Here is a 12,180-nt window from a genome sequence, read left to right as displayed (position 1 = left end):
GGTCGGCGCGGATCTGGCCGAAGGCGCGCGGTGTCCCGATCCGGGGACACCCGGAGAGGATGCAGGCATGGGGCGATCACAGGCACGTGCGGTGGTGGTGTCGCTGGCACTCGTCGGCGCACTGCTGGGGAGTTTGTTCAGCGCCGGGTCGGCGTCGGCGCAGGGCCGGTCGGCGGGGACGCAGTCGGGGGGAACCGGGTCGGGGCAGGTTCGGGCTTCGGCGACCCAGCCCGCGGACATCGACCGGGTGACCGCGGTTCCCTCCACCGGCAAGGTCAGCTGCTACGGCTACACCGGCACGTTCCTGGCCGGCACCAACGTGGTGGTCGTGAACTGGCTCAGCACCGATGACGAGTGCTTCGGCATCGCCACCGACCGGACGATCTGGCACGCCTGGCCCGGTTCGGGCGGCTGGCACAAGATGCCCGGCGGCGGCTACGCCGACTCGGTCGCCTACTCGCTGTTCCTGGAGAACCCGTCCACCGAGCAGCGGGAGGTCGTGTTCTGGACGCGGTCCAGCGACAAGTTCTGGTGCCAGGACTTCCGCCTGCCCGGCGGTTGGGACGCTTTCTGGTTCGAGTGCCACTGACGGTCGTGCACGGGGTGTGCCCTGGTTTCCGGAGGGGAGAAACCAGGGCACACCCCCGCGTCGATCTAGGACGGTACCTGTCCTACTCGCCTCTTACTGTCGACACGTGACCGAGATCCGAGAGTTCCGCATCGCCGTGCCGCAGACCGACCTGGACGACCTCGCCGACCGGCTCGCCCGCGCCCGCTGGGTGGAGCCGCTGCCCGGTGAGGGGTGGCAGCGGGGTGTGCCGGTGGACTACCTGCGCGAGTTGGCCGAGTACTGGCGCGGCGGGTTCGACTGGCGGGCGCACGAGGCGCGGCTGAACGCGTTCCCGCAGTTCGTCACGGAGGTCGACGGGCTGGACGTGCACTTCCTGCACGTGCGCGCCGAGAACACGGACGCGTTGCCGCTGCTGCTGGTGCACGGCTGGCCGAACACGTTCGTCGAGTTCGTGGACGCGCTGGAGCACCTGCGGGACTTCCACGTGGTGGTGCCGAGCATCCCGGGGTTCGGGTTCTCCGGGAAGCCGACCGGGCCGTTCGACGTGGCCCGCGCGGGCCGGGTGTTCGCCGGGCTGATGGCACGGCTGGGCTATGAGCGGTACGGGGTGCAGGGCGGCGACCTCGGCGCGTACATCGCGCCGGAGGTGGCGAAGGCCGCGCCCGAGCACGTGGTGGGCGTGTTCGTGAACGGCGGTCTGGGGTTCCCGACCGAGGAGGACCTGCCGACGTTGACCGAGGACGAGCGCGAGTTCTACTGGCAGATGCGGCAGTGGGCCGGCGCCGGGGTGGACCACCACGCGTTGCTGCGGGCCGCGCCGCAGACCTTCGCGCTGGGGTGGCACGACTCGCCGGTGGCGTTGCTGGCGTGGTTGATGCACAAGTTCCAGGAGTTCACCATCACGGTGGACTCGCCGGAGCAGGCCATCGACCGCGACCTGCTGCTGGTGAACGCCACGCTGTACTGGTTGACCGGCACGGCGGGGTCGTCGTCGTGGTTCATGTACGACACCGAGCGGTTCGCGTGGCCGGAGGGGCAGAAGCTGGTGCCGACGGGCGTCTACAGCGGTCCGCCCGCGATCCGGCGGCTGGCCGAGCGCACGAACGACATCGTGCACTGGCCGCAGGCCAAGCCGGGCGGGCACTTCGTGGCGCTGGAGGTGCCCGCGGTGTTCGCCGGTGAGCTGCGGGAGTTCTTCGGGAAGGTGCGGTGAACCCGGTGATCGGTCGACGGCTGCGGCGGCACTCGCTGCTGGGGCCGTCGACCGACCCGGTGGCGGTGGTGCGGGCGATGTGCGGCGCGCACGCGCAGGTGATGTCGGCGGCGGAGCTGTCGATCGGGCTGCGCACGACCCTGACCCGGCAGCAGGTGCGGGACGCGGTGTGGGTGGACCGGACGTTGGTGAAGACGCGGGGGCCGCGGGGCACGGTGCACCTGCTGCCCGCGGCGGACCTGCCGATGTGGACCGGTGCGCTGTCGCGGTTGCCGCACCGGTCGCAGCTGCTCACCGAAGAGCAGTCCGAGCAGGTCGTGGCGGCGATCGCGGAGGCGTTGCGGGACGCGGAGCTGACCGCCGACGAGTTGACCGAGGAGGTCGTCGCGCGCACGGGTCCGTGGGCGGGTGAGCGGGTGCTGGAGGCGTTCGGCGGGACGCCGTGGCCGCGGTGGGTGGAGGCGATGGGGGTCGCGTCGAACCGGGGTGCGATGTGCTTCGCGCCGAACAAGGGCCGCAAGACCGCCTACACCAGCCCGCAGCGGTGGTTGCCGGGGTTCGCGCCGGCCGCGGCCGGCGAGGTGGAGTTGCTGCACGCCTACCTGCGGTCGTACGGGCCGGCGACGCCGGCGCACTTCGCGAAGTGGTTGGCGGCGCCGAAGCGGTGGGTGGACGCGGTGTTCGCGCGGGCCGACGTGGAGCAGGTGGAGGGTGGCTGGGTGGTGCGGGGCGACACGGAGTGGCCGGACGAGCCGCCGGACGGGCTGCGGCTGCTCCCCTACTTCGACGCGTACGTGGTGGGCAGCCACCCGCGTGAGGTGGTGTTCCCGGGGCGGGCGTCCGAGCGGGCGCTGTCGGGTGGGCAGGCGGGGAACTTCCCGGTGGTGCTGGTGGACGGCGTGGTGGCCGGGGTGTGGCACCAGAAGCGGTCGGGTCGGCGGATCGTGGTCACGGTGGAGCCGTTCGAGGCGTTGTCGCGGGCGCGGGCGGCGGAGCTGGACCGGGAGGTGGCGCGGCTCGGTGAGTTCCTGGAGGGGCGGCCGGAGCTGACCGTCGGCGCGGTGTCGGTCGGCGGGCACGCCTGACCCGCTGATCGTTGGCCTGGCCAACGAGTGGGTAGACTGCGGTCGCATGGAGACCTCGGGCGCGCCCCAGCGGCTGCGCGGGACGACCAGCTGGCTGCTCGGCCAGACCACCACCCACGCGCAGCGGCTCGTGTCGGAGGCGTTGGGCGCGGTCGGGGCGCGGCGCTACCACTACTCGCTGCTGGCCGCGCTGGCCGAGTTCGGTCCGGCCAGCCAGGCCGACCTCGGCCGGCGCGGCGGGTTGGACCGCAGCGACGTGGTGGCCACGGTGAACGAGCTGGAGGGCAAGGGGTTCGTCGAGCGCCGCCCCGACCCCGGCGACAAGCGGCGCAACATCGTGACCGTCACCCCGTCGGGTGAGGCTCACCTGCGGCACCTGGACCGGGTCCTGGGTCAGGCGCAGGAGTCGTTGCTGGCGCCGCTGTCGACGGCCGAGCGGGAGGAGTTGGCGCGGATGCTCAACGCGGTCCTGGAGCACCACGGGTGACCGGGTCGATGCGGGCGGTCGTGCTGAGCGGGCCGGGTCCGGTGGAGAACCTGACCGTGGCGGAGCTGCCGGTGCCGCAGCCGCCGCCGGGGTGGGTGCGGGTGAAGGTGGGCGCGTTCGGCCTGAACCGGTCGGAGCTGCACACCCGGCTGGGGCTGGCGGAGGGCGTCATGTTCCCGCGCGTGCCGGGGATCGAGGCGGTGGGCGTGGTGGACAGCGAGTGCGACCTGCCGCTCGGGCAGCGGGTCGCGGCGATGATGGGCGGCATGGGGCGGGTGTTCGACGGCGGGTACGCCGAGTACACCGCGGTGCCGCGCGAGGTGCTGATCCCGTTCGACTCGGACCTGCCGTGGGAGGTGCTGGGTGCGGTGCCGGAGACGGTGCAGACCGCGTACGGGTCGTTGACCACGGGGTTGGACCTGCGGGCGGGGCAGTCGCTGCTGATCCGCGGCGGCACGTCGGCGCTGGGGTTCGCCGCGACCGCGCTGGCCAACGAGATCGGGGCGACGGTGCTGGCCACGACCCGCCGCGCGGACCGGCTCGACGTGCTGCGCGAGCACGGTGTGGCGCACCCGCTGGTGGACGACGGCGCGGTGGCGGGTCGGGTGCGGGAGCTGATCCCGGACGGGGTGGACGCGGCTTTGGAGCTGGTGGGCACGCCGACGCTGCCGGACACGCTGGCGGCGACGAGGGTGCACGGCACGGTGTGCTTCACCGGGATGCTGTCGAACGAGTGGGTGGTGCCCGACTTCTACCCGATCGGGTACCTGCCCAAGGGGGTGCGGCTCACCGCGTACGGCGGGGAGAGCTCGGACCTGCCCGCGGCGGTGTTGCAGCGGTTCCTGGACCGGGTCGCGGGCGGTGAGGTGTCGCTGGGTCCGACGACGGTCTACCGGTTGGACGACATCCGGCAGGCGCACGACGACCTGGAGCACGGGCGGCGGGTCGGCAAGCTGGTCGTGGTCGTCTGAGAATTGTCCGCGGCGATTTTCCGGCCGTGTGTCGATGTAGGGCTTCGCCGTTCGTGTAGGGGGTGCGGAGATACCCGACCTGCGAGGAGCACGAGATGACCCAGTACCTGATCAGCGTGATCGAGCCGACCGGTGACGGCGAGCCCGAGCCGGAGGTCCTGGAGAAGATCATGAAGGACGTCCAGGCGGTGGACGCCGACATGCGGGAGGCCGGTGTGTGGGTGTTCGCGGGCGGTCTGCACGCGCCGGAGACGGCGACCACGCTGCGCCCGCGGGAGGACGGCGGGATCGCGGTGACCGACGGCCCGTTCACCGAGAGCAAGGAGCACATCGGCGGGTTCACCATCATCGACGTGCCGGACCTGGACGCGGCGCTGGAGTGGGGCCGGCGGCTGAGCGTGGCGTGCACGCTGCCGGTGGAGGTGCGGCCGTTCCAGGACTTCGTCGGCTGACGTGACGGCGGTCGAGCAGGTCTTCCGGGCGGAGCACGGCCGGGCGGTGGCGGTCCTGGTCCGCGTCTTCGGTGACATCGACGTCGCCGAGGAGGCGGTCCAGGACGCGTTCGCCGAGGCCGTGCGGCGGTGGCCGGAGACCGGTGTGCCGCCGAGCCCGGCGGGCTGGATCATCACCACGGCCCGCAACCGGGCGATCGACCGGCTGCGCCGGGAGTCCACGCGGGACTCCCGGCAGGCGCAGGCGGCGTTGGTGCACGCCCGGGACGAGGTGGTCGACGTGGACGCGGTGGGTGACGAGCGGTTGCGGTTGATCTTCACGTGCTGCCACCCGGCGCTGCACCCGGCGGCGCGGGTGGCGTTGACGTTGCGGCTGCTGGGCGGGTTGTCCACGGCGGAGATCGCGCGGGCGTTCCTGGTGCCGGAGCCGACGATGGCGCAGCGGCTGGTGCGGGCGAAGGCGAAGATCCGGGACGCGCGGATCCCGTACCGGGTGCCGGGCGCGGCGGAGCTGCCCGAGCGGCTGCGCGCCGTGCTGGCGGTGGTGTACCTGGTGTTCAACGAGGGGTACTCGGCCAGTTCGGGTGGCGCGCTGGTGCGCGAGGAGCTGTGCGCGGAGGCGGTGCGGCTGGGGCGGGTGCTGGTGGAGCTGCTGCCCGACGAGCCGGAGGTCGTCGGGTTGTTGGCGTTGATGCTGTTGCTGCACGCGCGGGGTCCGGCGCGCACGGGCCCGGACGGTGGCCTGGTGCGGTTGGCCGAGCAGGACCGGTCGCGGTGGGACTGGGCGGTGGTGGCCGAGGGGCGGGAGCTGGTGCGGTGGTGCCTGCGCCGCGACCGGCCGGGCCCGTACCAGGTGCAGGCGGCGATCAACGCGGTGCACAGCGATCCGCCGCCGACGGACTGGGGGCAGGTCGTGCGGTTGTACGACCACCTGATGGTGCTGGCGCCGAGCCCGGTGGTGGCGTTGAACCGGGCGGTCGCGGTGGCCGAGGTGGACGGACCCGGTGCGGGGTTGGTGCTGGTGGACGGGCTGGGCGCGGGCAAGTCGCCGTTGGCGGGCTATCACCTGTTCCACGCCGTGCGCGCGGAGCTGCTGCGCCGCCTGGGGCGGGACGCGGAGGCGGCGGGGGCGTACCGGCGGGCGTTGGAGCTGGCGGGCAACGACGCGGAACGCGCGTTGCTGCGGCGTGGGCTGGAGTCGGTCACCGGGTCGGGGGACTCGTAGGCCACCGCCTGCGGACATGACGATGGCAAGGGAGGAATACCTCTCCTTGCCATGTTCAATTTATAGCGCACCGGGGGGCTTGCGGCAAGACCCGGGTGGTGCCGCAGAATCTGCGCCCTATGCCGAAATCCGAGGAAAACAGCATTCGTCCGGGTCGTTCTTCGACGGGGGATTCCATGTTCGACGTGATCGTGGCCGGGGCCGGGCCGACCGGGTTGATGCTGGCCGCGGAGCTGCGGCTGCACGGTGTGCGGGTGCTCGTGCTGGACAGGGAATCGGAGCCGACGAAGGTGGTCCGCTCCATGGGGCTGCACGTGCGCAGCATCGAGGTGATGGACCAGCGCGGTCTGCTGGAACGATTCCTGGCGCACGGCCGGCAGCACCCGCTCGGGGGATTCTTCGCCGGTATCGACAAGCCCGCGCCGGAACGGCTGGACACCGCGCACGGCTACGTCCTGGGCATCCCCCAGCCGATCACCGACCGGCTGCTGGGCGAGCGCGCCGTCGAGCTGGGCGCGGAGATCCGGTGGGGCCACGAGCTGGTCGGGGTGGACCAGGACGACGACGGCGTGACCGCCTCGCTGGCCGACGGGTCGCGGGTGCGGTCGCGCTACCTGGTCGGCTGCGACGGTGGTCGCAGCGCGGTGCGCAAGCTGCTCGGCATCGGCTTCCCCGGTGAGCCGGCCCGGGTGGAGACGCTGCTGGGCGAGATGCGGACGGACGTGCCGCCGGAGCAGGTCGCGGAGGTGGTGGCCGAGGTCCGCGCGGTTCACAAGCGGTTCGGCCTGGCGCCGCTCGGGGACGGGGTGTACCGGGTGATCGTGCCCGCCGAGGGCGTGGCCGAGGACCGCTCGGTCCCGCCGACGCTGGAGGAGTTCCGGCAGCGGCTGCGGGCGATCGCGGGCACCGACTTCGGCGTGCACTCGCCGCGATGGCTGTCCCGCTTCGGCGACGCCACGCGGCTGGCCGAGCGCTACCGGTCCGGGCGGGTGCTGCTGGCGGGCGACGCGGCGCACGTCCACCCGCCGACCGGCGGGCAAGGGCTCAACCTGGGTGTGCAGGACGCGTTCAACCTGGGCTGGAAGCTGGCGGCCGAGGTGGCGGGCTGGGCTCCGGAGGGGTTGCTGGACACCTACGAGGCCGAACGGCGTCCGGTGGCCGCCGCGGTGCTGGACAACACCCGGGCGCAGATGGAGCTGATGTCCACCGAGCCGGGGGCGCAGGCGGTGCGGCGGCTGCTGGCGGAGCTGATGGACTTCGAGGTGGTGAACCGGCACCTGATCGAGAAGATCACCGCGCTCGGGGTGCGCTACGACTTCGGCGAGGGGCACGAGCTGCTGGGCAGGCGCATGCGGGACGTGGGGTTGAAGCGGGGGCGGCTCTACGAGTTGACGCGCGCGGGCCGCGGGCTGCTGCTGGACCAGACCGGCCGGTTGTCGGTCGGGGGTTGGGTGGACCGGGTCGACCACGTGGTGGACGTCAGCGAGGAGCTCGACGTGCCCGCAGTGCTGCTGCGACCGGACGGGCACGTGGCGTGGGTCGGCGAGGAGCAGCGGGACCTGGTCGACGGGCTGTCCCGCTGGTTCGGCGCCGGCTGAGCGCGCCGGGAATTCAGCGCAGGCGGCGGATCAGGTCGGCGATCTCCGGCGCGGGGTGGAGTCGAGCGACACGACGCCGATGGTGAGCTCGATGCCGCACCGCGCGCCGGGTCGGTGGAGGACTTGGGGCGCTGGGGCAGTTCGACGCCGATCTCCTCGAGAATCCGCTCCGCGGCGGCGGCCGGCCAGGAGTCGGGGGTCGCGCCGCCGAGCCTGCGCCGCCAGACCGAGGCGGCGGCGATGCTGTCCCGGTCGCCCGCGAGGACCGCCCGCGCACGCCTTCCAGTCCCTTGCAGAGGGAGACGGAGACGGTGTCGAACAGGGCGGCGGGTTTGCCGAGCAGGTCGGCGATGCGCCGTTCGAGTTCCTCGGTGGGCCGGTCCGGGCGGCTTGTTGCCAACAGCGTGCAACGAGTTCCACCGGTCACGTGACGGATTCGGGCGCGGGCCGGACGCGCCTAGCCTCGCCTGCATGGAACTGACCAGGCCCGATGCCGACCTCGTCCTCCTCCACCGCGGCCGCGAGCCGTTCGACCCGCGCCCGGACGGGCTGCTGGACGTGCGGTGGCTGGCGGAGGTGGACGGTGACGGGGTCGTGACGTACTCGCAGTGGTCGGGCCCGGCGGAGCGGGACGACGCGGTGGCCTACCGGCGGTACCGGTCGGCCGGGCCCGACCGGGCCGACCGGCCGGTGGGGTGCGTGGTGCTGGTGTCGGTGCGGTTCGACCGGCCCGGGGTCGCCGAGGAGTGGGTGGACCTGGTGCTCGCCGCGTTGGCCGCCGAGGACGAGCCGGACCCGGGCGGGATCTCGGCGCACTTCCACGTGGGCGTGGACGGCACGCGGGTGCTGAACTACGCGGAGTGGACGTCGGCGCAGGCGCACGTGGACGCGCTGGCGCGGGGCGGCGGCGCGGTGGGCGAGTCGCCGCTCTGGCGGCGGGTGCGGTCGTTCCCCGGTCTGACGAGCAGCGATGTCCGCCGGTACCGGGTCGTCGGTGGGTGATACTTGCCGCATGGGAAAGACCTACGAACGGATCGAAGGACGCCTGCGCGAGTTCATCGAGGCGCAGCCGGTGTTCTTCACCGCCACCGCGCCCCTGGCCGGCGACGGGCACGTGAACCTGTCGCCGAAGGGCCGCCGCGGCACCTGGCGGGTGCTCGACGAGCAGCGGGTGGCGTACCTGGACTTCGGCGGCAGCCACGCCGAGACGATCGCCCACCTGCGGGAGAACGGGCGGATCACGTTGATGTGGTGCGCGTTCGACGGTCCGCCGAACATCGTGCGCGTGCACGGCACGGGCGAGCCGGTGTTCCGGGACGACCCGCGGTTCGCGGAGCTGGTGGCGGGGTTCGGTGACGCGGACGGTCCGGCGTTGCGGGCGGTCGTGGTGGTGACGGCGAAGCTGATCAGCGACACGTGCGGCTTCGCCGTGCCGTTCATGGACTACCGGGGCGAGCGGACGCTGCACGAGGAGTTCTTCGGCCGCAAGACCGACGAGGAGTTCTCCGCGTACTGCGAGAGCAAGACCTTCAACGCGGTGAGCATGGACGGCCTGCCCGCGCTGCCACTCCCCCTGCCGCCGCGCTGACCGTTCGCGGCGGTGGTGGTGGACGGGGCCGGGCGGGTCGGGGCCCCCGGGGATGCGCGGGGAAAACCGCGTCGTGCGGCGGGCGGTGGGTGTGGCACGGTCCGCGGCATGACGAAGTACCTGTTCTTCTGGGGGCACGAGGCGCGGCCCGGCGCGCCGGTCGGCAAGCAGTGCCTGAGCCAGTGGTGGGAGGCGCCGTTCACGGTGGACGGGCGGACCTTCCCGACCGCCGAGCACTTCATGATGCACGGCAAGGCGTTATTGTTCGGCGACGAGGGGACCGCGGGGCGGGTGCTCGCCGCGCGCACCCCCGGTGAGGCGAAGGCGCTGGGGCGGCAGGTGCGCGGCTTCACCGAGGACGTGTGGGTGGCCGAACGGCTCGACGTCGTGGTGCGCGGGAACCTGGCGAAGTTCGGCGCGCACCACGACCTGCGGGAGTTCCTGCTGGGCACCGGGGACCGGGTGCTGGTGGAGGCCAGCCCGCTGGACCGCGTGTGGGGCATCGGCCTGGCCGCCGACGACGAGCGCGCGGCCGACCCGGCCCGCTGGCAGGGGTTGAACCTGCTCGGCGAGGCCCTGATGGAGGTGCGCGCGCGGCTCCGCTCGGGGTGACCGCGTCACCCGATGAGCTCGACCCGGTGGGCGCCCACCGGCCGGACGGGTCCGTTTGCGTCCCGAATGGTGGATTCTCGATCTACGCTGTCTGAGCGGCGAGTGGCGCCGATCACCTCGGGAAGGGGGCGGTCGTGCTGGTCGATGCCCAGCGGAACCGCGGTGCCCTGCGCCGGGTGACGGGTCTGGCCCGCAGCACGCCGGGCCGGCTCAGCCTGCTGGCCCTGCTGCTGATCGTGGTGGCCCTGCTGGTCGGGGCGGTGACCGCGACCTCGGTGCAGCGCCGGTCGGACGCGCTGGAGGCGTTGGCCGACCGCAGCGAGCCGCTGGCGTTCGCCGCGCAGGAGGTCTACCGGGCGATGGCGGACGCGGACGCCACCGCGTCCAGCGCGTTCCTGTCCGGCGGGGTGGAGTCGGCGGCGCTGCGCGGCCGGTACGAGGCGGACGTGGCGAAGGCGGCGGCGGCGTTGTCGGCGGCGACCAGCGAGATCACCCGCTCCCCCGCGCTGGCCGAGGCGCTGTCGACGCTGTCGGGCCAGTTGCCGGTCTACACGGGGCTGGTCGAGACGGCCCGCGCGCACAACCGGCAGGGCAACCCGGTGGGTGCGGCGTACCTGCGCGAGGCGTCGGCGTTGATGCAGACGCGGCTGCTGCCGGCCGCGCGCGAGCTGTACGGGGTGGAGACCGGCAACGTGGTGCGCGACCTGGAGCACGCCGGGTCGTGGCCGTGGCTGGAGTTCCTGCTGGGCGCGGCGGCGCTGGCGGTGCTGGTGCTCGCGCAGCGCTACCTGACCCGGCGGACGAACCGGCTGCTCAACCCGGGGCTGGTGGTGGCGACCGCGTTGAGCCTGGTCTCGCTGCTGTGGGTGCTGGTGGCCAGCGTGCTGGTGGTCCACAACGCCTCGGACAGCAAGACCGGGGCCACGCTGGTCGACCTGCTGGCGCGGGCCCGGATCGCGACGCTGACCGCGCGCGGCGACGAGACGTTGACGCTGGTGGCGCGCGGCAGCGGCACGACCTACGAGGAGGAGTTCGTCGAGGCGGACGAGACCCTGGACGACCTGCTGGGCCGGGTGCGGGTGATGAACCCGACGCCGCCGGTGGTGGAGGCGGTGGAGCACCACGCGCGGTGGCAGCGGGCGCACCGCGAGGTCCGGCGGGCCGACGAGGCGGGCGACTTCACCGAGGCGGTGCGGTTGGCGCTGGGGCCGGACGCGGGCGGCGCGGCGACGGCGTTCGACGCGTTGGACGCGAAGCTGGTGGAGGCCATCGGCGCGGCGCGGGCGGAGCTGACCGACGCGATCGGGCGGGCCCGGGCCGCGTTGCGGGGCGTCGTTCCCGCGGTGGTGGTGCTGGCCCTGCTGGCGGCGGCAGCGTCGACGTTCGGGTTGTGGCAGCGGCTGAAGGAGTACCGATGAGACGGCTGCTCGCGGTCCTGGCGCTGGTGGTGACGGCGGCGTGCGCGCCGGTGCCCAGCGCCGCGCCGCCGATCGGGGGCGGCTCGCCCGAGCCGCCGCGGCCGGCCGACGCGGTGGAGCTGACCGAGCCGCCCAGCATGGCCGACGTGCCACCCGAGTCGTGCGACCCGACGGCGAGCCTGCGCCCGACCGGGCCGCTGCCGCCGCCGGGGCAGATGCCGGCCGGGTCGACCATGGCGCGCGTCCAGGCGCGCGGCCGGCTGATCGTGGGCGTGGACCAGAACACCTACCTGATGGGGTTCCGCAACCCGTTGACCGGCGAGCTGGAGGGTTTCGACGTCGACCTGGCGCGGGAGGTCGCGCGCGCGGTGCTCGGCGACCCCGACGCGATCCAGTTCACGGTGCTGACCTCGGAGCAGCGGATACCGGCGCTGGAACGGCGGGAGGTGGACATCGTGGTGCGGACCATGACGGCGACCTGCGAGCGCTGGCAGAAGGTGAACTTCTCCACCGTGTACCTCCAGGCCGGGCAGCGGGTGCTGGTGCCGTCCGGCTCCGACGTCACCGGTATCGAGTCGCTGGGCGGCAAGCGGGTGTGCGCGACGAAGGGGTCCAGCTCGCTGGCCAACGTGGCGACCGCGGCGTCCCGGCCGGTGCCGGTGTCGGTGCCGAACTGGACGGACTGCCTGGTGATGCTGCAACAGGGGCAGGTGGACGCGATCTCGACCGACGACACGATCCTGGCCGGGTTCGCGGCGCAGGACCCGTACACGAAGGTGGTGGGGCCGCAGTTCACCGCCGAGCCGTACGGGATGGCGTTCCCGAAGGCGGACGAGGACTTCGTGCGGCTGGTGAACGCGCTGCTGGAGCGGCTGCGGGCGGACGGCACGTGGGCGCGGATCCACCAGCGGTGGCTGGGCGAGCCGCCGGCCCCGCCCGCCGCGGTGTACCGGGACTGAC

The 12,180-nt window shown here is 73.3% G+C and carries 13 protein-coding genes; all 13 read left to right on the top strand.

What is annotated here, in order from left to right; genetic code table 11:
- Positions 1 to 67 precede the first annotated feature (67 nt).
- The 13 genes from ACIQMJ_RS21035 (at position 68) to ACIQMJ_RS20975 (ending at position 12,179) form a co-directional block, all read left to right on the top strand.
- Positions 68 to 589 (top strand): hypothetical protein, encoded by a 522-nt coding sequence (locus ACIQMJ_RS21035; RefSeq protein ID WP_499762685.1) that lies wholly within the window; start codon positions 68 to 70, stop codon positions 587 to 589.
- A 106-nt stretch (positions 590 to 695) separates the two neighbouring features.
- Positions 696 to 1,784 (top strand): epoxide hydrolase family protein, encoded by a 1,089-nt coding sequence (locus ACIQMJ_RS21030; protein WP_499762684.1) that lies wholly within the window; start codon positions 696 to 698, stop codon positions 1,782 to 1,784.
- Positions 1,781 to 2,869: a winged helix DNA-binding domain-containing protein gene (locus tag ACIQMJ_RS21025; protein WP_499762683.1), complete on the top strand. Its 1,089-nt coding sequence runs from the start codon at positions 1,781 to 1,783 to the stop codon at positions 2,867 to 2,869. Before ACIQMJ_RS21030 ends, ACIQMJ_RS21025 begins: the two co-directional genes overlap by 4 nt.
- 46 nt (positions 2,870 to 2,915) lie before the next feature.
- Complete coding sequence (locus ACIQMJ_RS21020) at positions 2,916 to 3,356, top strand: MarR family winged helix-turn-helix transcriptional regulator (protein ID WP_499762682.1); 441 nt, start codon at positions 2,916 to 2,918, stop codon at positions 3,354 to 3,356.
- Between the two features lie 8 nt (positions 3,357 to 3,364).
- Positions 3,365 to 4,327, top strand: a complete 963-nt coding sequence (locus ACIQMJ_RS21015; RefSeq protein WP_499763063.1) for a zinc-binding dehydrogenase — start codon at positions 3,365 to 3,367, stop codon at positions 4,325 to 4,327.
- Between the two features lie 95 nt (positions 4,328 to 4,422).
- On the top strand, positions 4,423 to 4,779 hold the full coding sequence (locus ACIQMJ_RS21010) for a YciI family protein (protein WP_499762681.1): 357 nt from the start codon (positions 4,423 to 4,425) through the stop codon (positions 4,777 to 4,779).
- 1 nt (position 4,780) lies between these two features.
- Complete coding sequence (locus ACIQMJ_RS21005; protein ID WP_499762680.1) at positions 4,781 to 6,004, top strand: RNA polymerase sigma factor; 1,224 nt, start codon at positions 4,781 to 4,783, stop codon at positions 6,002 to 6,004.
- 176 nt (positions 6,005 to 6,180) lie between these two features.
- Complete coding sequence (rox, locus tag ACIQMJ_RS21000) at positions 6,181 to 7,602, top strand: rifampin monooxygenase (protein WP_499762679.1); 1,422 nt, start codon at positions 6,181 to 6,183, stop codon at positions 7,600 to 7,602.
- A 471-nt stretch (positions 7,603 to 8,073) separates the two neighbouring features.
- The gene (locus ACIQMJ_RS20995) at positions 8,074 to 8,604 is read left to right on the top strand and encodes an antibiotic biosynthesis monooxygenase family protein (RefSeq protein ID WP_499762678.1); all 531 of its coding nucleotides are present in this window, start codon (positions 8,074 to 8,076) and stop codon (positions 8,602 to 8,604) included.
- A gap of 10 nt (positions 8,605 to 8,614) precedes the next feature.
- Positions 8,615 to 9,190, top strand: a complete 576-nt coding sequence (locus ACIQMJ_RS20990) for a pyridoxamine 5'-phosphate oxidase family protein (RefSeq protein WP_499762677.1) — start codon at positions 8,615 to 8,617, stop codon at positions 9,188 to 9,190.
- A gap of 108 nt (positions 9,191 to 9,298) precedes the next feature.
- On the top strand, positions 9,299 to 9,802 hold the full coding sequence (ybiA, locus tag ACIQMJ_RS20985; protein WP_499762676.1) for a riboflavin biosynthesis intermediates N-glycosidase: 504 nt from the start codon (positions 9,299 to 9,301) through the stop codon (positions 9,800 to 9,802).
- 134 nt (positions 9,803 to 9,936) lie between these two features.
- Entirely contained in the window at positions 9,937 to 11,220 is a 1,284-nt protein-coding gene (locus ACIQMJ_RS20980) for a GlnX family signal transduction membrane protein (RefSeq protein ID WP_499762675.1), read from the top strand.
- Positions 11,217 to 12,179, top strand: coding sequence for a glutamate ABC transporter substrate-binding protein (locus ACIQMJ_RS20975; RefSeq protein WP_499762674.1), 963 nt, complete (start codon positions 11,217 to 11,219; stop codon positions 12,177 to 12,179). Before ACIQMJ_RS20980 ends, ACIQMJ_RS20975 begins: the two co-directional genes overlap by 4 nt.
- Position 12,180: the final 1 nt, after the last annotated feature.

The organism is Actinosynnema sp. NPDC091369 (assembly GCF_044757065.1).
Lineage (GTDB): Bacteria > Actinomycetota > Actinomycetes > Mycobacteriales > Pseudonocardiaceae > Actinosynnema.
Note: the sequence above shows the minus strand (reverse complement) of the source record. Positions and strands in the feature narration are given on the sequence as shown.